The organism is Listeria sp. ILCC797, assembly GCF_900186185.1.
GTDB lineage: Bacteria > Bacillota > Bacilli > Lactobacillales > Listeriaceae > Listeria > Listeria goaensis.
Genome location: NZ_FYBS01000019.1, coordinates 1 through 24,530 on the forward strand (window position 1 = coordinate 1; position 24,530 = coordinate 24,530).

Here is a 24,530-nt window from a genome sequence, read left to right on the forward strand (position 1 = left end):
CATCTACACCTCTCTTTTCGTTGGCAGTGTCAGTTCAAAATTTATACACAAAACAAGCGCCCTCATCATTATATAATGATGAGGGCGCTTGTTTTGTGTATAAATTTTGTACATGTTCACCACTCTTTTTTATTAAATGTATAATTTTTATACACTGATATTTTTTCGTTAATAATTTACCCTGTTTTATTTTCTGGTTATTTTTTGGTTTTGAATTGGTTCTTTCATAAAAATTCTTGACAAATTCATTTGTGCCAACACTTCATGCTTAAATTTTTAAAAAAACAAAAAAAGTTAGAACCCTTTTTAAGGTTCTAACTTTTTTTAAGTTTAACACTTTTTTAGTTAGTTTATTTTACGTTTTTCCATCACAGAATTTATAATATTTAGCGCGTTTTCCGATTTAGATTTCGCTTCTTCGTGATATGTTGATGCATAAAAAAAACTGTTTTTTTCACTCTCGTTTAACTCTTCTAACTTTGTATTGTGCAAATTCTTTTCTCGTAATATTAATATATCAGGAGCACCTAGCAACCACTTTTCATACGTTTTTTCTGAATCACTTGTTCTTTTAGGGTCAGAATCAGAAAAATACAGTTGGGGCGTTTCAGGGTATTCTATGATTTCATTCATATCAAAATCTTTTCTTTTTTCCTTCTTACTGCCGCTATCACTAGCAATGAGATTTATCATATTCCCTTTAAACCTTTCTATTCGCGGTGGTGCTACATAGTCAGCAACTTCATCTATTGGTATTCCTATCTTTTCGTGCCTGTACTTGATTGTTGTTCGATGAATTCCCATAACTTTTTCTAGTTGGTAATAACTCGTATAAGTCTTGCCTTTAAAAATGAGCTCTTTTTTCTCTTTTTCTACCATAAAAAACACCTCATTTCTGATTTCATTTTTCTTTTGAAACTTTAGAAACGCAACAAGTTATTAGCACAATTATTATACACACCATCGCTAACCCTAACCGAAATGTAATACCATTCACTGCTACTTCAAAAATCAAGCATAACGCGGCAAAAAGCAATAATTTTTCAACAAGAGGGTAATAGCTAATCACTTTACCTTTCACAATACTATTAACAAATATAAAAATCGCTGCAACCATAAAAATTAATACTAAATAACTCATTCTGTCAAAATCACTCCTTAAATTCATTCACCTTTTTCAATTATCCCAAAACCTTAAATCAATGTCATTAAATAATTGTTTTCACTTCTGGGTTCTCACATTTTTCGAACGCTCGTTTTAATGCCTGTTTACTTCTTTTTCTTTCTGCTGGATCATCTGAATTAACACTATGGTTCTCTGTAAATATTTTACTCGTCTTATTCGCAAGCGCCCATTCTGGAAATTCTTTCATAACATGAATTAATGTCTCAATATCAGTTTTTTCTGTTGGCATAGGTTCAGGAATCGCATATGTTCCATCTTCACCACCATAACATTCCTGCATGACTTCATCTCTAGTTATAATATAATCAATATGCCCGAATCGTTTTTCTAACGCATCATTCATCGCGTTCATAGTATCGTCTGATAGAAACGGTGTATTACCATGCTCCGCATTTCTAACTCCGTTCATAGTACTATAAAACTCTCCTGCTTGTGTAATTAAATGAACAGCAATATTACTTTCAGGCAAAGCGATATTACTTTCTATAGGTTCTGCTACTTTTAGCGAAATACGACCACCGATATTAGCCGTTATTTTACCGGGTATCAACTCTTTTCTAGCTGTTTGATTCGCTAACAGCATTCTTATACCTGTAGAACGTGCCATTTTCGCTAAATACTCAAATGAGTCTTCTGTTCTTTCTCCTGCGTCAACCTCATTATCGCGACTTGTAATCGCTGAAAACTCATCTACTACACATAAAATTTCAAACATTTTTTCATCTGGAAAACGTTTGTTAAACTCTTCTAATTTAGAAACGCCGCGTTGTTTAAATAGCTCTATACGTCGTCTTGTTTCTCCGACTATATGTTGAAGCAACGCGCGTGCATACTCCATATCTCCACTTGCATCTGCTGGTTGTGCATAAGTAAATGGATTAGGGTGGTAATTATTACTGCCCTCATTGTCACTTCGCATAAATTCAAATGAATTACCTTTACCGTCTATATATGCGATTTTTAGTTTATCTGGATCATTAGCAGCCATGACCGAATACAAAATGGACATAATTGTTACTGTTTTACCACTACCCGTAGTACCAAAAAGCATGGCATGGGGTACTCTATCACCTAATTCTATTAAAATATTATTTCCCATCGCATCAACGCCAGCTATTCCAGAAATAATGGACTTCATGCCCTTATCCCGCTCTTGAACCATTTTTCTAAAATCAACTGGTATATTAACTCCATTCACCATACTAACCGACAACATACCCGCCACAGTTGTAATAATCGGTATATCACTAGTTTTCAACATATTTCCAATACCTTCTTGAATCCGCAAAAAGTCACTTGGTAAATCTGCTGTTCTTGGTAATGTATATTGATAAATAGCCGTATTGCCTCCAACTAATACACGGTGAAATAACCCATGAAGTTTATAAGCATTTAGCGCATTAGTGACATCTTCAATGCGAGCATATGCAACTTTTCTCGCTATCTCCGTTTGTGTTTCTATATCATTGCCCGTGTCAATATCTAGCGGCTCTGGAATAACAGATAAATCAAGATTTTGTTGTGCTTTATATTTTGCATTATCTACAGATACATCTGGTGTGAATAACTTATCTTCTCTAGCAACAAGCCGACCGTATATCGCTGGAGGTGTTAAGTTCCTAATGTATTCACACATTCCTTTTAAAATTAACCATAAGCCCTTAAAAGCACCTATGCCACCGTTAGAAATTTTATTGATTTCTGCAAAAGGATTGAAAAAAATGTCATTCCATCGTCCCAAAACGTCACCAGAATTATAAATAACATCTGAATCAAAAACATACCCTCCACGTTCCACATTTAACACTGGTGTGTCTTGAAAACGAATAGATGAGGCTAACAAGCGCCGTCCTAAATCTTTTAGTCCATTTTCTATAATGCGATCCGTATCTGTTTCACGGCTATTTTTTATAATTATTTCTGCACGTCTAAAGCCTGCTGCCGTTTTTATTTTAGCTCTAGTACGTCTAATAGCTACCGTCGCTGCTTTTACACGCTGTATTTGTGCAGTTCCACCGCTTCCTGCATCAAATTTATTGCCTTTATCATCTATTCCTTGAAGCGCGTTAAAGTAGCTATCATTCCAGTTTTCTTTTAGTTTAGCTATGAATACCCGTGACTGAACAAAATCAAAAATAGGGGTCTGATAACCAACGAGGTATTTTAGGCACAGAAACGGGAATGCAAGCACTGTACTAAATATAATATTAGCACTTCGGTTGAAATTTATTCGCCACAATAAACTTTTTACCAATACCATTGTAGCAACAACAAAAACAAGTATGAAAGCTCTAAAATATATCGGAATCCATTCTAGTAAAAAATGAAGTATTTTCTGCCAAACGGACATTACACCATGTGATATTTCTGTATTCGCTATCCAATCTGCACCATTTTTTGTATATCCTATAACATCAATAAACCACGGTGTTTTTGTCACATATACCCATGCACTTATTAGCAGTCCCAGTACAACACCTGTCACTATAACCCTTTTCCAAATTTTATCCATGTCCATTTTTTCATAAGCAGCATACACTTTATTAATAATAAATGTGTAAATACCCAGCATGATAGCAATAGGTAATACCCATTCAAAAAATATAGTTAGTAATCTATCCAATTTTCTCACCTCGATGAATTTTAGTCCTTGCTTCTGTGATTGTTATGTTTTTTGCTTCGTGTTTATCGAAAAAAACAATTGATGGATATTTCGAGATTATCGAACTATCTAACTGATTTTCATTAAATATCTCTATTAATTTTTTCTTTCCTTCTGCACTCGAAAATACCGCTACATACCCATTCTCTGATTCAGCAATTTGCAGACCTTGTGTTTTAGCTATTTCATAAGTCCTCGATAATCCTAAAACAGAGTTGTAGCGAATGGGGGAGGAAGTCATCAAAGAACTAGGTAAAAAATGGATTTCTTCGACTTCCTCTTTTTCTTGATTCTGTTCTTCCTCTTTTTCCTGTTCTAAATGCTTTTCTTTCCACTTTTTATACCTTGAACGGCTCTTAATCACATGTATTACAGTTCGCACAGAATAGTATAGCCACGCCAGTAGCAACGGACAGATAAACCATACACTTAAAATCAATTTAGGCAAATAGTTAACAAAGGAAAATACGATAGCGTCTAAAATGTGTGATACGGTCTTAACAACTGGAATGCTTGATACATGTAATGCAGCAAAGATACATACTGCTGTAAAAATTAGAATAAGAATCATTGCGGCAGAAAATTTATACCAATTCAATTTTCTTGTTCTTCTATTTAGAAGTTCATTGTACACAATAAATATTGTGGCCACACTGCACATACTAAAAAAAGCGATTAAAATAATACTTAAAATCAATTGCTACACCTCACTTTTCAGAACTGAATACTAAGTTTAAATTGTTTATTTTTTGTTCATCACTTTTTATTCTCACATAGTAGTAACGTTTTGAGTGTGCTGCGCTATTTCTTTCATCGTTAAACCAGCTTGAATAATTCACTTCAACAAGTGCAGAATCTTTATTTTCCATGAATGTATTTACACCTGTAAATTCAGACTTGACACCTGTATTTTCGACATAATCCCCGCCTAATGAATCTTTTCCATTATCGAATATTTTTTGATTTCTTAATAAACTATTTGTCGCAACGCTAGTTAGTTTACTTGATCGCGCAATATAATCTTCAGAAGTCTGCCACGTGAAATATGTTTTGAAGAAGCGATTAGCTAAATCATTCATGATGACATAAGAATTATTATATGACGCTAAACCTCGTACAATTTCGGGGGAATTAGTATGGTCTTCTGCATAAAATTTTTCTTGAATTTGATTTCTTCGTTTATTGTATGCTTTTTTTGCTGCCTCTACTTGTTGTTCCAATTCTTTTTTCTCTTGCTTCAATTCTTTATACTCATTCGTTTGTTTAGTAATAAAATAAATACTTACTCCGATAACAAGCACAGAGATAGAACAAATAACTACTTTTATAAACATGCTTTTACGCATCATTCTTCGCCCCCGTTTGTAATATTTCGTTGATAATCTTGGTAGTTCAAACTGTCGTCTGCTAAGTCATAGCTAAGAATGAAAAAGTCTTGACCTGAAATATTAGTTTGTTTTTTTGCGGACTCGATACCTGTTGTTGTGGCATTTGCTTTTGACTCATAATTTACTAATACATAACAATCTGCTGACTGATTAGCAAGGTTATATTCACCGAAAAATACTTTTACGGTTTTCAATTCCTCAAAAGGAAAATGCGTACCCGCTTCGGAAACAATAGGTTGATCTAACTCCACTAATTTATCACTGAAACTTTCACCAACTAGTGGCACTATTTCATTTTTTAAATGCTCGTAGTCTTGTTGCGTCTTAGTTTCACCATATACTTTTCGAATTACAGTTTCTATATCTGCCTTTTTCTTTTCTAGCTTCGACTTCACATCAATATTTGATGATGTAATTTCCGTACTGATGTCGTCTGTTGTAAGTGTTTTTGTCGATTCCATATAATTTTTCTTGCTCACGTTCAGACTGTCCACTTGCTTATTTAAGTTCTCATTCGTATTTTCACTAGATGACTTATACCATAAGAAACTAGTTAAAATCGCTACTAATACGAGTATAATTATTAAAATATTACTAACTGTTAGTATTTCTTTTTTCATGCAAACCCCTTCTTTGTCGTTTATTTTTTGATTGGTCTAGCTAATTTCAAGGTATATCCTCCTGATAGCAATCGTTTGAATGCTACGTTAAATTTGCTAACATTTACACCATCTTTGCTACTTCCGCCCATTTGTATGATTTTGGTGTCATTCGCTCCATCGCTACCTTTTTTCCAATCTTCTAACAGAATTGCAGTGTGACCTGTTGCACCAGCTTTTGTTACAATCACAATATCGCCCGCTTTCGCTTCTTCAGGTTTCACCTCATTTAACCAATTATGCGAACCTTTTGCGTCCTCCATCATCGTCCCTGTAAACCAGCCCATTTCATCTGGCACTTTATATCCTGCTTGTGCAAGAACTAGCCATACAAAGCCAGAACAGTCCGTCATGCCTGTTTTAATTGGTTTTTCAATAGAACCAATGTAATTTTCCCCATGAACCATGACATACGTGAAGTAACCAACTAGCGCCATCGCCTTTTCAATAATCGCTTTGCCTTCTCCGCTCGCCTGTGTCCCACTTTCACTTTCAGCGCTAGTAATGGGACAACCACCAACTTTTTTACTTTCTTCCGTTTTTGTTTCGCCTTCAGTCGCCGTATCAACCGCATTCGCTAGCGCGCTATCTGCATCAATATTCGAACCTCCAAAAAGCGTATAGGCTTGTTTCCCAGAAGTGAATTTGGCAGGGTTTAACGATGCTCCCCGCTCGTATTTTGAAAACCACATGCTAACAGCTTCTTCCACAGAACTTAGCGAAATATAACTATTCAGCCACTTCGCTTTTCCCACTTCAGAACTCCATACAAAATCACCTTGCGCTTTTACACTCTTCCATTTAGAGTCACCGACCATTGCAAATTTCGAATAAGGGGTGAACTGGTATAAGCCTGCTCCACCTTCTTGCGCACCTGTTTTACCAACTGGATATTGCGAACCTCCAACAAGGGGAACAACGCCCTCACTAATGCTATTTGTTTTAGGGTCATCGCCAAAATGACCTTCAGCACGATCGGGAATTCCAAACCCGCCTTCATGCGCAATATTTCCTAAAACTCCTGATATAGCTGGACCCCCAAAGCCTTTTGATTTCCAATAATTCCATATCTCCGTAGCTACTTTATTAGCCCCTGTCCCCTTTTTTGTCCAATCACCGCCACCTGCTATAGTTCCGCTTTGATTTTCTTCTGTTGAATCATTTGGATCAACAGATTTCGTATTTGTTCCTGCACATTTTTGTGTAAATCCTTCAAAATTCGCTTGAGAAGGGTATGGGAATATAGTAATCGTAAGCAAACAACTTACGAGAATTACCACTACTAACTTCTTGTATATGTTTTTCATCGTAGCACCTCATAAAATTAAGTGTGTTTGCACTAAAGCGCCTACACGATCTTTCTTTCTATAAAAATATAAAATTCCATTGTGCCCTTCTAGTAATACATTTGATACTTGACTTGGCAAAGGCTGCCGCCACGAATCATTAATATACGCTAGTTCTTCTTGTGTCATAGCGCCTAATACAACCGCGTCTTGTTGCGATAATCGACCACTAAATCGAGAGTAAGAATGTGGATTGATTTTATTTTCGGCTTTTTCGTAAACACTTACGAGTCCAACGCTTTTACGGGCGATTCGTTCGCGATAAGGTACTAAATAGTCAACTGGAATGTCAATATAATCTAAACCATGAATAACAATCTGTTCACCTTCCAGAGCACGATTCGTGACATATGCCAGTACATTTAAAAATACGGCTGAAGTAACTTTTGTATTGTTCGTGAGTTTGGATAAATCATAATAAATATTTCTATCTGTTGATTTATACACATCTGGCAGAGTCGTTACCTTGTGAAAAATTGATGGGAATTCAGAAAAAGCTGTTTTAAGTGTCATGTGTAGAAAATCGGCTTTTTCTCGTGCATACTCTCCCTCGTTCGCCCGTTTCGCTACATTATCATTAAGCGCTGGTAATAACTCAAAAGGCGTTGGGTAATTTTCGTGATCCCCCGTCGCTAAAATCTGTTCTGCACGGTTAGGTTCATTTTCTGGATCATTTGTATACATACCTTGACCTCCTGCGCGATAAATCATCCAGTCGATTAATACGGATTTCAACTCAGCTTCTAGTTCTGCGTATCGCTGTTTGTCTACCGTATTGGATAAAAGTAACATCATGGTTGTAGCTTTATTAAAATTCGCTGTAGCATCAATTTGCACGGTTTCAGGAGTTCCGAATACTTCTAAAGGGTTAATGGCTTCTTTAGACATATCAAAAACGAGTGAGTCGGGTGCTCGATACCCAAAATCTGACATCGTAATATGGTGTATTCGCTTACCAGCAAGATAATTAGCTTCTGATAACACATGCGCTACTGCGCTTCCTCCACTTAGTAGCATGCCCCCGCCTTCTATTCCACCAATCGAACCTTTCACAGAAATATTTCCCATGAAAATCGTTGCATTCTTAATGTCTGTAAAATCTATAATCGCTGGATTGTTCGTAAGTAGCGCCCTAATATCCGTCCCCACGTACGTACCTTGAGCATCGGAAAACCCCGAACTTGGTAAAAATATACGACCAGCCGCAACACTATTCATATCTGAAGCATGCCACGCATCAGCCGTTACATGTGAAAATAATTGACTCATTTCTTCTAATTGTTCGCCAGATTGTCTCACGAAAATAATGCCTTTCACATCATAATGTTTATAATTATTCTTGAGCTCCTTGATTGTTTTTTCTACATCTTTTGGTGTACGTGCTTTCACAATCAAACGTAAATCACTATCTATAATCGTATCGCCCTTACCCGAAAGCTCCCCAGCTAGTTTCATATCCCATACACGACCAACATTCTGTGCGCGTTGTTTACTCGACTTTCCTTGTCCAGATTCGCTAATTGTCGTGATATTCGTTTCAATGTCTCGTTCAATAACACTATTTTCTTTATCTTTCTCCATACCTTTCTGCCGTTGTGTGAACATTACGTTACCATGTTTTAATTCCATCTTGGGTATTAAGTTTAACAGCCAACCAATAGGAGCCTCATTGTATGAACCATACTGAACTAATACGTCAAATACGGAAATAACTGATTTTTGACCTACGAATAAGTAAGCATCTTCATCTCGGTAGCCAAAAGCATGTGTAAATCCTTTTTCACCATCAAAATCTACCTTTTCTGTTACTTTAGGAAGCTTGTTAAAGCTTCTGTTTTTCTTCGTTTTATTGCCTTCACTTTCCTTCTCTTTTCCTCTTAGTTTCGGCATTTTTATTTTTTTCATTTCCGACCATCTCCTTAGCTGTATATCTCTTGTACCGCACTTTTCAATTCTTCACCTTCTAGTCGTAGACGCCCCACAACAATGCCCTGCCTACAAATAATTTCAAAGGATTCTATACGACTTCGCATAACATCTAACGTATCTGTACTGATGATGACTAACGTACTAAGTTGCTGATTGTATTTCAATTGAGATGTGACTTCATAATTAATATCACGCTTGCGTTTCATTGATTCCGTCGCATTTTCAGGTAAATTCCGTTTTTCCACTTTTGAAGCATTAACAGTATTGATTGTCGTTAAGACAGTATCCCGCTCCATTGCATGTAACAAACGACTGTTAAGTCCTGCTAATTCGTTTAACTCGACATCAAAACAAACGGGGCTAATCGTCCCACGCACACGATACATCGCAAGGTATTTTATTTTTCCATTCACTTCCATTTCTAATATGCTTTTACTGTCAATCCCTTCAGCAAATCGAAATGGATTATATTGTACGGTTACACCGCTTATGGATTTCGAACTTATTTTTTTACGCAAAAATCGCATACTTACTGAAAATTGCAAGCCTTGTGACGGATTCGTTAACAATACATTTAACGCGACCAGCACGCCACCTATCGCAATCATAAGAGACGGAATAATATTAGCAACCGCTGTATGTCCCTGCTCGCCGAATATCGCATAGACAATCAAACCCGCCGCGCCTGCAAGCGTTAAAATTGCTAAAATAAAACCTATCATCGTCGTCACGAGCAAATCGCCGAGTGCGCCTAGATGATTTGAAATGAAGTCTACTCGTCGAATCATATGATACGATTTCGCACGCAAACTGTACTTATTTCCCGATAATTCCCTATAATCTTTTCTTGCCAAAATAAACACCTCTTTTTTCTGTTCTCTCACATCATTCATCGCGAATGATATTTCGTTTATTATATTATATCATATATAACCTTTAATTTTAAAAGTTATTAGAACCAAAAATAAAACTAACTGCGTTTTATTCCTAAACGCACATGAGGCGTTTTAAGCCATTTTTTCGTTCTCCTGTATAAAAACATTCAAAAACTTAAAAATGCGCCCTTCCGAGCACTTGTGTGCTCTTGGGACGCATTTTTTATAAATCTTTTTCTAACTCTTCTTTTTGCTCTTGTTTTTCTTTTAAACTCTGTTCTAAATTCGTTTTTTGCTTCGCATTATCTGTAATTTGTTTTTGCTTCGCATTAATCTTCGCGGCATCTCCTTTAGCTTTTTTTATCGCCGCTAATTGTTGTTTAAGGCTGATATCTTTTTTCGTTGCGTCATCGATTTTTTGATTAAGAGCCTCAATATCTTTCTGTAAACTTTCTATTTGCGTTTTTGCATTTTCAGATTGCGCTTTCTCTACTTCTTTGGATAATTTCGCATCATGATGTTTTTTGAGCAATTGCTCTGCTTCTGTATATTTCTTCTCGCTAATATAATACTTTGTTGCTACTTTAGCTGTTTGATCTGTCGTATCTTGAAGCAACTTCTCTAACGCTTTATCATCTTGATTCAATATAGCTAAGCGAACATCTAGCGCATTTTCTTGCTTTCCTCCTAGCACTTCAGCTTTTTTCACTTCTTCTAATATTTGCTTCTGTTTCTCTGACGTTTGTTTATCTACATACGTGTAAAATTCTGACGCTATAGACGAGTCTTTTTTCAGCGCATTCATGTATTTGCCATTTTCCAAATACATCTTAGCCACTTCTTTTTTACTGTAACCTAAGTCGTTCATGACATTTGCCGCTTTCGTATATTTCTTATCGCCTTGAAGTTGTTCTAAATAGATTGCTCGTTGCAATTGATTGTTAGTAGCGACCTCCGCCTTAACACCGTAAACGCCCGCTATCCCTGTCGCCGCTCCCGCTACTAGAATAACCGTCATTATTGCACTTGCTATTAATCCTGCGCGCGATAACTTCCCATCACCTTTCCCGAATAAGCTTGTTTTTTCTTTTTCCTTCTCTCCTGACACACTGGTCTGTGTCGGTTCGATTAATTTTCGTTCAATCAATTTTTTATCTTCTTTTTCCTCTGCTAAGCTTTGTTCTAATACTTCAATTTGTCGCAATAACTCTTGTTCGTTCGCATATGATTCATCTAATTTTGCTTTATTTTGTTGCATTAACGCTTTTTCTTTTTCCGCGTAAGTCTGATTCACTTCTTGCTGTACACGTTCTTTCTCCTGTGTGACTTGTTTATCTATTTGCGCCTCATAACGTGCAATCTCTTCTTTCAATTCATCGCGTTCTTTTACAATTTCCGTCACTGTCGTGCCGATTTCACTCTGTACACTTTTTGCTTGCAACTGTAGCACTTCTCTTTGTTCCTTGGCTACCGCGTTATAGTTTTTGATAATATCGTCTACATGAATAGTATTCATCACATTTTCTTTGCTGTCCGCAAATACTTTTTCAACATAACTTGAAAAGCGTGCTTTTTCTTCCGTTTTTTCTTCCGCGCTTCGACGTCTTAACATTTCCATTTCAGCTTCTAACGCTTTTTCATGTTCACCATAATGCTCTGCATCATATTGTTTTTTTATAATCGGTATTTGCGCTTGAATATAGCGTTCTCTATTTTGTTCATATTCTGCGTCGCGTTCTGTTAACAACTGATGAATATCTAAATTTAAATTCTTATCAATTCGATTGAGTGCATCTTCATGCGCGTTTCGTGCATTTTTCATCATGGCTACTTCTATTTGTTCGACCGACTCCGCGCATTCTGTTTTTAAGCGATTATAAATTGCTTGAATGCTTTCTCCTTTAGCTGCTGCTATCGCAAATTGAGCCTGAAGGACTTGTTCATGTAGTTTCTTATGAGTCAATTCATCAAACACTGGCAAACGAATATAAGCACTCGTTTCAAATAACGCTTTGGCTTTTTCCATCAGGTAATCGCCCGACTCATTTTCATTTTCTTGTTGCTCGACCTCTTCTTTTTCTAATTCTTGTATAGCTGATTCTCCTTCTTCTGAAGGCGAGGAAGATTCACCAATCAGCTCTTCCTCTTTTTCAGATTCCACTTCAGGAGTAGGGGCAAATGAAGTGTTGTTTTCTGACATAGCTACATCATCAATAAATTCTTCCTCTTCAGTCTGTACCACTTCTATTTTTTCATTTTTTGAAAGTTGTTTTTCTTCTTCCGCGATGCCGCCTTTGTTTTCTTGGACAAATTCAATTAAATCAGGTAACAAGCTTAATGGCATGCCGTTTGCCGTCTCTTCTATATGATTCTCTTTTGCGAAATTCAAAATAGCACTTTGGCTGTCATCTAAAATGCCCTCTTTCGCATTCAAATAGACTAACTTTACCTTGGTATAATCCACTCCCAAATCAAACGCGTAACTCTCGGCTTCTTGAATGATTTTTTGATTACTCTCTGCATCATCTGAAATAGCAAATAAAACGCGGTCTTTTACTTGATATACTGAAACACCTTTTCGCTTCACAGCTTTTTCAAAACGTATTAAAGCGTCTTGATCCGCGTCGAGAATTTCAAACGTTTTTGTAATTTCCGTCATCTCTAAATTCCTCCTAAACGGTTTATTTCGTATCATTTAGCTACAAACCTACCCATCTCAACACCTCTTTTTCAGTGTGAAAAGCGCCTACGTACAAACGTACATAGACGCTCCATCAGTTTTACTTGATTGGGATACCTGATCCGTTGCTTTGAAAGAAATTAAGAATGTTATTACCTCCCCATAAAATAAGAAAGCCTCCTGCTACTCCAATTCCGATACCGAGCAACACTTTACCATACTCTTTATTTTTGCCAGAAAGCCCACTTACAAGGTCAATAAGTCCCCATATGATTAGCCACAAGCCGCCACCTACCGCAATAATATTTATAATCCAAACTCCTACATTTTTAAGTGTGTCTAATGCCATTTTCCTTTTCTCCTCACTTGATTCAATTTTTGCTTAGATCGTTGCGTCTAAGCAAATTAGATTTTATTTTTTAATTTACGTTATGCCGTTTATTTTTTAACACTTCCGTCATCAGGCGGAAGTGGTTGGTTCATAAATTCCGCGTGCAAAGCAGCTTGTTTATCCTCGTTGCTAATGGCTGTATTTGTCGATTCAGGTATACTACTTGTCGGATACGTACGTGTTTTTACAGTTCCATCTGTCATATGAAGGTGGATTGTTACGTCAGCGGTGATTTTTTGGTAGCCCTTTTTCTCCGAATTAACGACTTTAACATTCGATAACGTCGCATAGTCTACATCAGCACCATAATAAGGTATGCCATTTTCATTAAATGCCTCTGGATAATACTTTCTTACGTCCCCCGCCATATCTCCTTGTGGTTCCGTAACTCGGTTGCCTTCTTTATCCTTTCCACGAATCACAAGCTCGACTATAGCTGTCTCCTGTTCACTATTAAGCTTATTTTGAACAGCGAAAGCAACTGTAGATGTCGCTACATGCGGTTGATCAAAACCATAATCCCCATTACGCGCGGCAGTAGTCCCTACCGCCCAAATAGCACCTTCATACGTAATAAATAACTTATATCGTATATCCTTTTGCTTAATCGCTTTGACAATTCCTTTCACATTCTCTTCATTTTTCGCTTTTTCTGTTAGCGCCTCTGCTTTTCCTGCGTTCGTCTGAGTCGATTGTTCATTTCCACAAGCGCCCAACACAAGAACTAAACTTACTAAAAAAAGAACTCGGCTAATCTTGATTATCTTTTTCATGGGTTTCATCTCCCTTTTGTACTTGGAATTCATTATCCATCACTTCATCATTGATATTTTTAAAAATGGCTTCTTGGTTGATAGACTCCCGTTCTGTAATGTCTAACCGTGAAATAGATGCTTGCAAAGTGGTAATCGCTGAACGGCGTTCTTCTTGCGTTTGACCTGTATCTAAATCGCGTAATGCTTTCGATACTGCTTCATTATTTCGCGCCTCTCCTAGATTGTCTGCCATACGTTTGACATTGATACGTTCATAATGTCGCCGATTAACCGTATCTTCTTGTGCACTTTCAAAAATACGGTTTGTATCCTGATGCCCTTCTGTCGGATTATGATTTCCTCCAAAACCACTTGTCACTTCCTCATCTTTAAAATCAAGAGAACGACTAAGGTTATATAGTTCATTGCGTGCAATATCGACATGTTTATCCGTGATACCCTCTTGCTTAAATTCGGTATCTAAGCGCTCTAACTGGGACAATGCATGTTGTAAGGTTTCGTGGCTAGGCGCTTCTTTCAAACGCATAATCGCTTCTTGCGCATCAATGGTAACCATTTGCGCACGAGGAGAGATAGTTTTATCACGTTCTGCCTCTTGCAACGCGTTTTCAGCACGTTCATACATACCATTACGTGCCACGGTTTCCGCATCTAATAATTTTTCATTTTCATAGCCGCCAAAACCACTCGAACCACCTGTATTTTCAGAACTACTAGTATTCGGCGTTATTCTGCGTCTTTGACCACCTTTTTTATCCGTATTTAAATCCTCTTGAACATCTTCTCTTGCTTCCTCTAACCAAGATTTCAATTTACCTCCCGCGGAATTTCCACGCTCTTTGGTAGTGTTTAACATAGAATTTAATTGTTGCCTTGCTTTTTGCTGTTCTTGTTTCACTCGCATACCTGCGCCACCGCTTGCTTGAAATTCTAATCTTTCACCCGTTGTTTTCGCCCAAAACCAAACAAAGGTAAAGACTTCCGCAATTCGATAACGGAATGCAGCAGATTTCAAATAGAGTACTGCCACAAAAACAGAAAATAATGCAGACACAATAAGCGGCGTACCTTGTAGAGCTAGGCTAGCTTGTGGTGAATATGCAGTTTTACCAGCCGTAAACGTCACAAGCAACAATTTAGGTATCCACAACAAGAAATTAACTAACAGCGGCGGAATCGCAAACAACGCTAGTATCGTTCCCGCAATCCCAACGCAATAGATTAAAAACGCAATCGGATATTCAATATCTCCTAACGTCATGCCTTTAAACCATGCAATAAGTGGCTTCATGTTCATTTCGATTAACCCTAGAGAAACAACCGACATCACCACTGCTAGAAAAACAACTAATTGTAATAGAGGGGCAGCAATCAATCCAAAAATCGTAAAGAAAGGATTTCCGACCATACTCACCACATAATAATTACTTCGATTACTATCAAAAGAAGCTTTTGCGGCATAAATCCCACGCGCTGGGGCATCAATATAATATTTCCCGCCTGTTTCGTCGAATTGCGTTGATAAAATAAGGTACATCGATTGGTCAGAAAAAGCGGCTTCCCCGTTCGTCCCCACTTGATTCTCTATTTGTTCCACAGAAGGCGTTTCGGCATAATACTTGTCCATATTTGCCCCTGAATTTTTCGCGCCATAAATGAAACGATCTCGCCACGCAATTTGTGGACTCACGATTAATTTCTTTCCATCGCTATAATCATCAATAGCTGCTGTATAGCCACCTTTTTGATCTGTTTTGGAATTTCTAATTTCGGGCTTCGAAGTTGTATCAGATGGTTGATAGGCATTATCCACGTCCACAAGGGCTTTTTTCATGCCCTGCGCGTATTTATAATACGACCCAAAACTTTCCCCCTCGCCACCGTCACGACTGTAATAGGATTGCGATGCTTTCGTGCCTTTATAATTAATATAGTCCGTCGCGGAAAAGGATTGACTCGTCCCATACGCAAGCGCCAACGCTGTATTGGGAAATATATTCCCCTCGTCGTTATTCGCTAAGGAACTTTGCGAATTAATCCGCTTAATACGATCCGCCCCCGTTTGTGTATAGGGGTTATATTTTAAATCCACATACGAACTATGACTTGTTGGGGAAATATTCCCATCTTCCCCATTATCGCCATTAGGAGCAAAATTGAAATTATACGCCCATGAACGGTCATCGACTAAATAACGCGAATAATTCCCCACTAACCCCGAATCTGTAGATGTTATGTCCATCACCTTATCTAAAAGAGAGGCACCAATACCCACAATGAGCGGTAAACAAATTAACGTAATCAACCGCCCTTTTAATTTGCTGTAGCTCTGTTGGTTAATTTTACCGCCGCCGCGAAACATGCCAATCAAAGAAAGTAATATCATCGCTACAGCAAAGCTAAGCAAGGCACTTGTTAAGGTTTGAAAAGTTTCTTTTGAAATTCCCGTAGCTTCTAACAAATCCGATGTCATGTCTAAGTTCGTGACAAACTCCGCCAACAAACGGACAACATTTAACTTTGCTAACAGACTAATTAGCGTCGGAATAATCAAATGGATAACGTCCATCAAGACCGCAAGCGGTAATAAAATAATCGACATTAAAATTCGAGCAACATACGAAAAAATACTGCTGAATCCTTCCGCCTTGTTTGAAAAATAGTTGAAAGTAGAGTACGTGGACACGGTAGACGCAAATTTCTTCGCTTTATCTGTTGAATTCTCTGGCGCTGAATTGACGATTTCGTCATAGGATAATTGACCTGACACGCCCCCACTGCCTAATGAACCCAGTTTTAAAGGGGCTTTTTGGTCTTCCGCGCCCTCTTTCACTTCCTCACTTTTGGTTCCTAATAAAAAGTGCTGGTACGCGGTTCCTGCCTTATAGTCCGCATATACTTGCGTAACCTGCGCCCCAATAAACCAGAAAGCTAAAATTGCGAGCACAACGATGATTTTGCTGTTTAAAATACGTTTAAGTTTAGCTGTCACTTCCCATATCCCCCCTCTCGATGAATTGAACAGCAATACCCGCCAAATTACGACTTACCGTTTCAAACGAGGCATTCCCATTCGTTGTAATTTTAAATGCACCATCTGACGTAGAGCCTCTGGCGCGTTGTTCCGCAATGGCTCCTGCCACTTGCGGTTTGACTGAATTTTCAATAAAGCGATTCACAGCACGCGCCCCCGTTGTCGCTGCATCTCGGTTTACTAAATCTTCTGCAACCATCACACTAATACTATCTACATCATCATAGTTCACGTTCATTTCTTTCCAAAAAGCCGCATCTTTTCGTTCAGGCAATTGAATAATATAGCCGATTTCTGCCATCTCTTGCTGAAACTGTTCTAACCGTCTTCGCGCAATTTTAGAAATAGTTTTTCGAGAAAGCGGTAAATAGGGCACAAAGAGTTGGAACCGTTCAATAAATTCAGGTTTCACTCCGTTATTCAACCCTTGATCGCCATTTTGAAGCGCTTTTCGTACTTGGCTTTCATTTTTAAACCATTCATGTAGTAACTTATCGGTTATTTGTTCCGCGTTCATTTTTTCAACTTGCATGACGTTAGCCAACTCTGAAAAAATAGAGGCTCCAAGATTAGACGTAGCAAGTAAAACCGTGTTATTAATCGACCGTTCAATATTCAAACTATCCCTTACGATCCCTTCATCAATCATGCGCATGTAGCCATTTAATACATTACGATGCGATTTTTCAATTTCATCAAGTAAAATCACTTGTTGTTTATTAACGGCTACACTATCGCCGATATAGCGTTGTGCTGCCATGGCATCTTCACTTGTGGAATAGTCCCCACCGTTCACGACCAACATAGCATCTTCTCGACCAAACAATGCATAAGCAAGCGCTTTCGCGGTTTCCGTCTTCCCTGTCCCTGTTGTTCCAATCAGCAAGGCACTTAGAAATGGACGTTTAAAATTCCGCTTGGTGTAATACGACGAATTGACTAAATCTGTTAAATATTTCATAGCTAGCGGTTGCCCTTTCACGCGGGATTGGAGCACTTGCTTCACTTCTTCAGCAGTTGCTTGACTCTCGATATTGTAGCCTTCTGAAGCAAATACAAACCGTAAAACGTCATGCGAAAGAATCGCTTCTTGTCCGCGCTGGTGTTGGTTTGTACAGTAAGCGACAGATGCAGACAAGATAGCAAGTGATTTCGCTGGGTTAACTTGGTTTCGTATAAACGCATCTGTCAAAGAAATTAACTCCGTTAAAAAAGTAGGGTCAGCGGGCGGCACATAATGCCCTGCCTTCTCCCACATGTGTAAACGTCGTTCTAAGATGGCTAAGACTGTTTCCCGATTAGGTTCCGTCATGATGACCTTAGCAAATCGACGATCAAACGCGGGGTCTGCCATAATGTGGGTACGATATTCATAATCCGTTGTTGCGGTGATGATAGGGAATTGCCCTCTAGCAGAACCTTCTTTCAGCGCATTCATGGCACCTGAACTTTTCCCAGATAAGCCGTAACGGTTTAATTTATGTACTTCGTCAATAAATAAGCACATTGTAAACTGATCCGTTTTGTTTTTTTTACGTGTTGCCTCTTCAATTTTCTTCATATCCAGAAGAAGGCTACGCATGCGGCTAATCATGACATTTTCAGGTAATTCCCCCAGTGCCTCGATAGATAATGCGACCACAATCATAGGGAAATCGGTTAGCGATTTATCATAGAGCATTTGCTCCACAATCGCCGTTTTCCCTATCCCTTGCTCCCCTAGTATCATCGCATTGGGCATTTCAGGGTTTAACATCGCGACTTCTAACATCTCAATTTTATCGCGATTCCCCACTAACGTATTATCTCCACGCGGCAACTCACTGAGTGCAGCGTGATATTTTTCTTCTATTTCGGGCGGTATGACTAATTCAATCATGTTTGTTGCCCCTTTCCCGTTGCTCATAGTTTGTTTTCTTTTTCAATTTTACTCATAGATATTACGAGCTTCCCCGTTAACAAAATTTTCTGCACACGTCCATAAATACTTCGCGATATTCCCTTTGCTAGTACCTTGCATATGAATTTTGATGTGCATTAAATGTTTTTCTACAGCTTCCACGCCACCCATCGCTTTTAACTTGTCATAAAGCGGATAAACTAACCGCATCAGATTGACCATCTTGTCTACATCAGTCGTATCGCCCGCTTGAATTAAATCTCGCGCTAATAACATATGTGTATACGGGCTTTGTGCTGCTTCGAAAAACAAGCGCATCTTATCCTCTTCACTTTGTAAGTAAACAGGGTCTTGTTGTTCCTCTTTATAGAACTCATTTTTTGATGCGCCTTCTTTTTCAATAAAAAATTTAATATTTTTTATACTTCTGCCACTTTTTATTTTTTCATACGTCACATTAAGCTCTGTATATTTATTAATTTCTTCTATAGGTTTTCGTATAACTCTCGATTCAAAATGTTCAAATCGACTATAATTTTCTTCTGTATTGCTAATTCTTCGTAATTCTGATACTGATATTGTTGGATTTTTCAGGTCATCTAACTGTTTTTTTGTTCGTTCGCCAGAAAATGCATATTTTTCAAACTGGTTATAGTTCATCCTAAGTATTTTATACAAAACAACAGAATATTTACTCTGCAAATTAATCAAATCTAATACATTAATTTGCGTAAAACTTTTCTGTAAATCAACTAAATAAGGCATGATATGTGAATTAAACTCAATTGTTACATGGTCGTCGTAATCATTCCATTTCACATAAGGGACAGGGACTATACTTTCCACCTCATATCCCTTACCTTTTTTTTCTTGAATTTGAAAATAGGCTTGTTTCTGCATTTTTTCAACCATTTTTTTAAACCGAGTGTGTTTATCTTTGTCTTTTACATCAAAAAAAGCGAATAATTCTTTTTTTGATAAATACACCGTATTATCTTTCGGCGGATTTTCTGTATCAATACACGACACAGCCAAACTAAACATTTTAAGAGGTATCTTATCCATTTTCGCCACACTCGTAATCAAATCGTTATGCTCTACCGACTTGCGTCTAATTAACTCGTCCATATGGATTATCAGTCCTTCATTTGGTATACTTGACATCGAAAGACTCCTTTCTATTGTGGGGGTATTTCAAAGAGCGCGCGGGCTGGCCAAAGACACCTCGCGCTCTTTTTTATTATCCCACCCCAAAACAACCATGTCAATTTTTTTTATGGGTTTTTTTACAAAATTAAGAGGTTGTATTTTAGCGGTGTAAGTATTCCTGTTTCATCAAAAAGAACAATGGTAAAACAAATTATTTTCAAACAAATTCTGATCCCGAAATATTTAATCAATAAAAAGAGGGAATGCTTGCATCTGATTCCTCACCCTAAACAACCACACGTTGTTATATTTGTGGTTTTGCGGACAGTTTTTTGTGGTTTTGCGGACAGTTTTTTGTGGTTTTGCGGACAGTTTTTTGTGGTTGTTTATCTCTTGAAACCATTGATACATAAGGATTTATATTTTCGCAAAAGAACAAAAGACAAAATATATAATATAAATTAATTAAATAGCGTTTACTAATTTTTAAACACAGGGACAAAGAATCCTTAAATGTCCCTCTAATCCATTCCTTTTTGTCCCTTTATTACCATAACCATATTTTTATAGAACTCCTCTGAAAAACCTTTTTCTTGCATATAAAGATTTACTCTTCAAACAGAATGACCGCACTAGGAAACGGCGAAGCTTCTTTCGCAACACCGTTTAACTCATATTTTAAACGACCTTTTAGAAATCGAATCTCTGCCGCAAAAGGAAAAATATACTCATGCCACGCTTTTGTATCTGTCCTAGCGGGAATTAGTAACACTACTCTTTTTCAATAATCTTTTTTACTTTCTGTGTATGCTTTGTCTAAAAACTTGGGAATTTCTCTACCATACGGCGGATTACAAAACACAGACCCTTCCCATTGTTGACTAAGCGCATCTTGTTCTTTCGTGAAATAACGGGTACATTTTGCATTACGATCATTTGCGGCAGCATCTAAATCAAACTCAAATTCTTCATGCAGCACATTAAATAAATCTTGCGGCGTTTCCCAATCGTCTTTATCGCTAGTAAATAGCACTCTACTTATCAAAAACCTTACACCTCTTCTATCACTTTTTGCGATTGTCTAAGATGAACTAACTTCTGTATTCATCGAAAAGCTTTTCTAATTTTATACTCTTGTTGAACTAAACGTTCTAACACATGACATGCATAAACCCGTTTTTTGGTTTTTCGCTGTTCTTCCTGAAGTAACCAATCTAATTTTTCTAAAGTGTCCTCCGTTACAGCGATTTTAATTCGTTTTTTAGTCGTTGTCATTTTAGGTGTCCCCTCTCTATTTATCAGGTGTCCCCTTCGATGCTTCTGTGAAATGTATAGCGCTTTAGGATAAAATGAATTTTAAAGCTATTTTTAGCCAGTTTTAGCGATTATTTTTCACATTACGCACTTTTTCCTTGCAAGCGCAAAAATACGCTTAGGCGTTTAAATGACGCACTTGTATTTAATATACTAGAAACTATCAAAATGGACATGCGGAAATGTTACACAAAAGGCACTAAATTACGTCTTGTTTGTGAATAAAGAACCACATTTACATCGTAGTCAACTCTGAAAATTTGAATAATCTTGCTATAGAATGTTATCAAAAGAGACTTACGTTTGTAAGCCTCTCTGTTACTCTAGTAAATGCCAAGTTAAGTAATCTCTTTCTTCACAAAAAACTGGTATCAATTCTGTACCAACTGACGCACATTGCCACTCTTCTTTTTTACTCATTTTCCAAAACCTCCAATTTTTCATTGAACATAATTTCGATATTACATTCTTGACCTTTGATGTTTCCGCAGTTAGCGCATTTTAAGCGTCCGTAGTACTCTATTGCCTTCTTGTAGTCTTCTTTCGTTCCCTTCCCTCCTTATACGTAGCATATTTTGCTTTTCGTTCCAGATACTCCGATTCTTTAATTCCTGTAAACTCCACGTCTTTTGTAGCGAATTCAGTTTCCATAAAGGCGAATCCATAGTTGTCGAAGTCATGAATCACTTCAGCCGAGCCAAAAAAGCATTTCATAAAGCAAAAATCATTGAAACTATAATCCATGTCGTATTTTTTTCGAATCTCAGCATAAGCGAAAATTAATTTTTTTTGCGCAACTTTAGGTGTTACCCACTCTCCGCTATCTCGTTTGAAATCTTTAAGCCATTCGGGCTTGTTTTTCTCAAGTTCCGATTTCCTGATAGAAAGGTAAGAGCGATTTAATACTACGTTTCCGTTTGCTTCAAATCCAATCAATTCACTTACTTCATTCAAGAAGTCTTTTACATCTCTATTTTTAATTTTATACAGATATTCATATGATTCTGTACCTTTTGCGATTTTATAATAGTTCATTCCGCACGCTCCTTTAAAATAAATGTTTTAACTGTTTCAGCTCCTTGTTCAGTTAAAGTCCATTCCTCAAACATATCTTTCCATTCATTGGCTACACGATCCATCAACTCTGGCGTGAAGTTAAATTCACCATTTTCAGCAACTAGCGTATACATGTTACCTCGGAAATAAGCAGTGTAAATCTCGCCTTTTTTGAAAATACGCCTTTCGCTTTCAAAGGTGTCTAATGCTTTAAAATGTCTATTTTTACTCATTTTTATAAACCTCCTTAGTTGATCTTTACAACAAACTGGCATCAATTAGCATGAGGCTGTTTGTTTCGAAATCTTCAAATACGATGTCACGTGGCATCATGTCTGTTTCCCCTCTAACTTCATTCCAATATTTATCAGCATCGTTCCACTGTTTTTTCGCTTCAAGCTCGCTAATCTCAAGAGCTGCACCAACTTGCTCAATATGATCGCAACCAACAAATTCAACATAGATTTTTTTAGCTGCCTCTTCATTTTCTGCTTTAATCAGCGCATAATATTCAGCTTCTGGAAAGTTATAGTATTTCGCATGATCTACAACTTTAAATTTTGATGTCTTGTAGTCGATAATTTCAGTAACAGGGTAGTATTTTTTGAAAAACGCCCTGTCTGACGAGAATATACGTTTATCATCGTTCACCAGTATTACGGAATTATCTTCCAACTTGCCATCTATGTCCCGTTCTGTCGGCAATTTACCACTTTTCCATTTATATCCCTTCACTTCTAGCTCGTGCATCAGTGTATCCCAATTTTCTTGTTCGTCTACGGTGATTAATTGCATATTATCGAATCCCTTCTTTTTGTTTTTTGAATTCTGGCTTCCCGTAATAGTGTAAAATACGTGTCATAAAAATTACCATATATCCTTACGCCTGCAATGTGAATTAATAAAATTGGGAAGCCTATTGTGTAAAGCAAACATATGAAAAATGTTTTTTTCCTTGTCATTCTGTAACACTCCCTAGTTAAGCTTTATTTTCTCCTATTGTCTTTTTCGTATTGTTCATAATAGCGGCGTTCAAGGTCTGCAAGCTCGCGCAAAAGGTGAAGTAAGTTTGATGTATAAATCCCGTTATCCAACATGGGGCGATCTTCGAATGCACGAAAAGCTTTTTTTACTTTTTCTTCTTTTTGCATAATTTTATTCATTAATTGTTGACTCATAGTATCACTTTCCTTCTGGAATGAATTTTAAGGGGCATAGGAGCGTTTTTTTAGCGTTTTTATCTTTCTTTAATATTTTTATATAAGCGGATATAAAAATGCCTTAAAGCACCTTGTAATTCTTTTTGTGACACCCTTTGTTTTAGAATACTTTTCAGTTAATGGAATGGAAAATAAAAATCACAATCAGGTGACACGAAATAGGTTTTGTACGGTGCCTTTCGGTACAAAGAAAATGAGTCGTTTCTTTTCTGGTTTTTGCTTGATTCGAAAGTCTGTATACTTTACTTCTTGATAAGCATAATAAGGCTTTGACGTGTCCGTTTCATGTATGAAAATGTTTGATATCGGAATATCAGGAAAAGTTTGATTGGTTTGCTTAATCTGAATGCCTTGTTCAATTGATAAGGCATAACGATAAAATTTATCATTATCGCTACCATTTTCATCTGATGATTGGAGTGAAAGAATGTCATTCTGTTCTATCGTGAACCACTCCAAGCGTGAACAACGAATTAATTTCTTTTCGCGCATATCCTCAAAAAAAATAAAAACCCCAAAAAGAAACCAAAGAATTATCACTATAGATATAAACCATATAAAGAGATGGAGAGCGATAACAGACGACTCATGTAGATCTAATACCACCTTGCTATTGTTCGTTATCATTTTTCGTACCTCCTGTATTGTAATAATGCGAAAGGCTTGTGCTGGCTTTAAATCATGACAAGCCTTTCATGTTTTTAACGCGTAAACGTTTCTGTTGATTCGTCGCGCAGTATCGTTCTTGACGCTCTACGCCGCTCTTCTTTGAATTCGGTTGCAATTACTTTTTTATCCGCTATATCAAGCGGTTTATAAGCGGGTATATTAGCAAGCATCGCCTTGTTTCGTGCAATGCGGATTAAGCTTAATAGTTCATCATCTGTGCTGTTTGGGTGCTGTTTCAAATAATGAATTAGCGCTTGCTCTAGTACTTGTTGTTCGGATAACTCCATTTTGTTGAT

24 protein-coding genes are annotated in these 24,530 nt (G+C 37.3%); all 24 read right to left on the reverse strand.

Annotated features, from left to right (window positions below):
- Nucleotides 1-345: 345 nt before the first annotated feature.
- The 24 genes from BN1609_RS13535 to BN1609_RS13645 all read right to left on the reverse strand — a co-directional run bounded on the left by BN1609_RS13535 (nucleotide 346) and on the right by BN1609_RS13645 (nucleotide 24,521).
- Nucleotides 346-879: a hypothetical protein gene (locus BN1609_RS13535; protein WP_088841001.1), complete on the reverse strand. Its 534-nt coding sequence runs from the start codon at nucleotides 877-879 to the stop codon at nucleotides 346-348.
- 22 nt (nucleotides 880-901) lie between these two features.
- Entirely contained in the window at nucleotides 902-1,141 is a 240-nt protein-coding gene (locus BN1609_RS13540) for a hypothetical protein (protein ID WP_088841002.1), read from the reverse strand.
- A 67-nt stretch (nucleotides 1,142-1,208) separates the two neighbouring features.
- The gene (locus BN1609_RS13545) at nucleotides 1,209-3,809 is read right to left on the reverse strand and encodes an FtsK/SpoIIIE domain-containing protein (RefSeq protein ID WP_220387174.1); all 2,601 of its coding nucleotides are present in this window, start codon (nucleotides 3,807-3,809) and stop codon (nucleotides 1,209-1,211) included.
- Complete coding sequence (locus BN1609_RS13550; RefSeq protein ID WP_088841003.1) at nucleotides 3,802-4,545, reverse strand: hypothetical protein; 744 nt, start codon at nucleotides 4,543-4,545, stop codon at nucleotides 3,802-3,804. Before BN1609_RS13550 ends, BN1609_RS13545 begins: the two co-directional genes overlap by 8 nt.
- A gap of 10 nt (nucleotides 4,546-4,555) precedes the next feature.
- Nucleotides 4,556-5,197 carry a hypothetical protein gene (locus BN1609_RS13555; RefSeq protein WP_088841004.1) on the reverse strand — a complete coding sequence of 214 codons (642 nt, stop codon included), beginning with the start codon at nucleotides 5,195-5,197 and terminating at the stop codon, nucleotides 4,556-4,558.
- Nucleotides 5,194-5,856, reverse strand: coding sequence for a hypothetical protein (locus BN1609_RS13560; protein ID WP_088841005.1), 663 nt, complete (start codon nucleotides 5,854-5,856; stop codon nucleotides 5,194-5,196). Before BN1609_RS13560 ends, BN1609_RS13555 begins: the two co-directional genes overlap by 4 nt.
- Before the next feature lie 20 nt (nucleotides 5,857-5,876).
- The gene (locus BN1609_RS13565) at nucleotides 5,877-7,202 is read right to left on the reverse strand and encodes a phage tail tip lysozyme (RefSeq protein WP_088841006.1); all 1,326 of its coding nucleotides are present in this window, start codon (nucleotides 7,200-7,202) and stop codon (nucleotides 5,877-5,879) included.
- A gap of 9 nt (nucleotides 7,203-7,211) precedes the next feature.
- Entirely contained in the window at nucleotides 7,212-9,146 is a 1,935-nt protein-coding gene (locus BN1609_RS13570; RefSeq protein ID WP_088841007.1) for a hypothetical protein, read from the reverse strand.
- A gap of 14 nt (nucleotides 9,147-9,160) precedes the next feature.
- Nucleotides 9,161-10,024, reverse strand: coding sequence for a hypothetical protein (locus BN1609_RS13575; RefSeq protein WP_220387175.1), 864 nt, complete (start codon nucleotides 10,022-10,024; stop codon nucleotides 9,161-9,163).
- A gap of 244 nt (nucleotides 10,025-10,268) precedes the next feature.
- The gene (locus BN1609_RS13580; RefSeq protein WP_088841008.1) at nucleotides 10,269-12,704 is read right to left on the reverse strand and encodes a hypothetical protein; all 2,436 of its coding nucleotides are present in this window, start codon (nucleotides 12,702-12,704) and stop codon (nucleotides 10,269-10,271) included.
- A gap of 121 nt (nucleotides 12,705-12,825) precedes the next feature.
- Entirely contained in the window at nucleotides 12,826-13,074 is a 249-nt protein-coding gene (locus BN1609_RS13585; protein WP_088841009.1) for a hypothetical protein, read from the reverse strand.
- Nucleotides 13,075-13,163: 89 nt separating this feature from the next.
- Nucleotides 13,164-13,889, reverse strand: a complete 726-nt coding sequence (locus BN1609_RS13590) for a hypothetical protein (protein WP_088841010.1) — start codon at nucleotides 13,887-13,889, stop codon at nucleotides 13,164-13,166.
- On the reverse strand, nucleotides 13,867-16,884 hold the full coding sequence (locus BN1609_RS13595; protein ID WP_088841011.1) for a hypothetical protein: 3,018 nt from the start codon (nucleotides 16,882-16,884) through the stop codon (nucleotides 13,867-13,869). Before BN1609_RS13595 ends, BN1609_RS13590 begins: the two co-directional genes overlap by 23 nt.
- Nucleotides 16,874-18,805, reverse strand: coding sequence for an AAA family ATPase (locus BN1609_RS13600; protein WP_088841012.1), 1,932 nt, complete (start codon nucleotides 18,803-18,805; stop codon nucleotides 16,874-16,876). The genes BN1609_RS13595 and BN1609_RS13600 overlap by 11 nt, the downstream gene beginning before the upstream one ends.
- A 48-nt stretch (nucleotides 18,806-18,853) precedes the next feature.
- On the reverse strand, nucleotides 18,854-19,990 hold the full coding sequence (locus tag BN1609_RS13605) for a RepB family plasmid replication initiator protein (protein WP_088841013.1): 1,137 nt from the start codon (nucleotides 19,988-19,990) through the stop codon (nucleotides 18,854-18,856).
- A 592-nt stretch (nucleotides 19,991-20,582) separates the two neighbouring features.
- Nucleotides 20,583-20,747, reverse strand: a complete 165-nt coding sequence (locus BN1609_RS14150; protein WP_255377400.1) for a hypothetical protein — start codon at nucleotides 20,745-20,747, stop codon at nucleotides 20,583-20,585.
- Between the two features lie 9 nt (nucleotides 20,748-20,756).
- The gene (locus tag BN1609_RS14155; RefSeq protein ID WP_255377401.1) at nucleotides 20,757-21,020 is read right to left on the reverse strand and encodes a phage N-6-adenine-methyltransferase; all 264 of its coding nucleotides are present in this window, start codon (nucleotides 21,018-21,020) and stop codon (nucleotides 20,757-20,759) included.
- A gap of 59 nt (nucleotides 21,021-21,079) precedes the next feature.
- The gene (locus BN1609_RS13615; protein ID WP_088841014.1) at nucleotides 21,080-21,250 is read right to left on the reverse strand and encodes a hypothetical protein; all 171 of its coding nucleotides are present in this window, start codon (nucleotides 21,248-21,250) and stop codon (nucleotides 21,080-21,082) included.
- 558 nt (nucleotides 21,251-21,808) lie between these two features.
- Nucleotides 21,809-22,324 (reverse strand): hypothetical protein, encoded by a 516-nt coding sequence (locus BN1609_RS13620; protein ID WP_088841015.1) that lies wholly within the window; start codon nucleotides 22,322-22,324, stop codon nucleotides 21,809-21,811.
- Nucleotides 22,321-22,578 (reverse strand): hypothetical protein, encoded by a 258-nt coding sequence (locus BN1609_RS13625; protein WP_088841016.1) that lies wholly within the window; start codon nucleotides 22,576-22,578, stop codon nucleotides 22,321-22,323. Before BN1609_RS13625 ends, BN1609_RS13620 begins: the two co-directional genes overlap by 4 nt.
- Before the next feature lie 25 nt (nucleotides 22,579-22,603).
- Nucleotides 22,604-23,140: a hypothetical protein gene (locus BN1609_RS13630; RefSeq protein ID WP_088841017.1), complete on the reverse strand. Its 537-nt coding sequence runs from the start codon at nucleotides 23,138-23,140 to the stop codon at nucleotides 22,604-22,606.
- A gap of 191 nt (nucleotides 23,141-23,331) precedes the next feature.
- On the reverse strand, nucleotides 23,332-23,523 hold the full coding sequence (locus BN1609_RS13635) for a hypothetical protein (RefSeq protein WP_088841018.1): 192 nt from the start codon (nucleotides 23,521-23,523) through the stop codon (nucleotides 23,332-23,334).
- 186 nt (nucleotides 23,524-23,709) lie between these two features.
- Nucleotides 23,710-24,192: a hypothetical protein gene (locus tag BN1609_RS13640; RefSeq protein WP_088841019.1), complete on the reverse strand. Its 483-nt coding sequence runs from the start codon at nucleotides 24,190-24,192 to the stop codon at nucleotides 23,710-23,712.
- Nucleotides 24,193-24,266: 74 nt separating this feature from the next.
- On the reverse strand, nucleotides 24,267-24,521 hold the full coding sequence (locus BN1609_RS13645; RefSeq protein WP_088841020.1) for a hypothetical protein: 255 nt from the start codon (nucleotides 24,519-24,521) through the stop codon (nucleotides 24,267-24,269).
- Nucleotides 24,522-24,530 lie beyond the last annotated feature (9 nt).

Bases quoted from the DNA above. Each gene is read 5' to 3' on its own strand.
- BN1609_RS13585 (WP_088841009.1), bottom strand. From the start codon at position 13,074: ATGGCATTAGACACACTTAAAAATGTAGGAGTTTGGATTATAAATATT.
- BN1609_RS13540 (WP_088841002.1), bottom strand. From the start codon at position 1,141: ATGAGTTATTTAGTATTAATTTTTATGGTTGCAGCGATTTTTATATTT.
- BN1609_RS13580 (WP_088841008.1), bottom strand. From the start codon at position 12,704: ATGACGGAAATTACAAAAACGTTTGAAATTCTCGACGCGGATCAAGAC.
- BN1609_RS13620 (WP_088841015.1), bottom strand. From the start codon at position 22,324: ATGAACTATTATAAAATCGCAAAAGGTACAGAATCATATGAATATCTG.
- BN1609_RS13645 (WP_088841020.1), bottom strand. From the start codon at position 24,521: ATGGAGTTATCCGAACAACAAGTACTAGAGCAAGCGCTAATTCATTAT.
- BN1609_RS13590 (WP_088841010.1), bottom strand. From the start codon at position 13,889: ATGAAAAAGATAATCAAGATTAGCCGAGTTCTTTTTTTAGTAAGTTTA.
- BN1609_RS13560 (WP_088841005.1), bottom strand. From the start codon at position 5,856: ATGAAAAAAGAAATACTAACAGTTAGTAATATTTTAATAATTATACTC.
- BN1609_RS13565 (WP_088841006.1), bottom strand. From the start codon at position 7,202: ATGAAAAACATATACAAGAAGTTAGTAGTGGTAATTCTCGTAAGTTGT.
- BN1609_RS13570 (WP_088841007.1), bottom strand. From the start codon at position 9,146: ATGAAAAAAATAAAAATGCCGAAACTAAGAGGAAAAGAGAAGGAAAGT.
- BN1609_RS13555 (WP_088841004.1), bottom strand. From the start codon at position 5,197: ATGATGCGTAAAAGCATGTTTATAAAAGTAGTTATTTGTTCTATCTCT.
- BN1609_RS13600 (WP_088841012.1), bottom strand. From the start codon at position 18,805: ATGATTGAATTAGTCATACCGCCCGAAATAGAAGAAAAATATCACGCT.
- BN1609_RS13535 (WP_088841001.1), bottom strand. From the start codon at position 879: ATGGTAGAAAAAGAGAAAAAAGAGCTCATTTTTAAAGGCAAGACTTAT.
- BN1609_RS13635 (WP_088841018.1), bottom strand. From the start codon at position 23,523: ATGAGTCAACAATTAATGAATAAAATTATGCAAAAAGAAGAAAAAGTA.
- BN1609_RS13625 (WP_088841016.1), bottom strand. From the start codon at position 22,578: ATGAGTAAAAATAGACATTTTAAAGCATTAGACACCTTTGAAAGCGAA.
- BN1609_RS13640 (WP_088841019.1), bottom strand. From the start codon at position 24,192: ATGATAACGAACAATAGCAAGGTGGTATTAGATCTACATGAGTCGTCT.
- BN1609_RS13605 (WP_088841013.1), bottom strand. From the start codon at position 19,990: ATGTCAAGTATACCAAATGAAGGACTGATAATCCATATGGACGAGTTA.
- BN1609_RS13630 (WP_088841017.1), bottom strand. From the start codon at position 23,140: ATGCAATTAATCACCGTAGACGAACAAGAAAATTGGGATACACTGATG.
- BN1609_RS13615 (WP_088841014.1), bottom strand. From the start codon at position 21,250: ATGACAACGACTAAAAAACGAATTAAAATCGCTGTAACGGAGGACACT.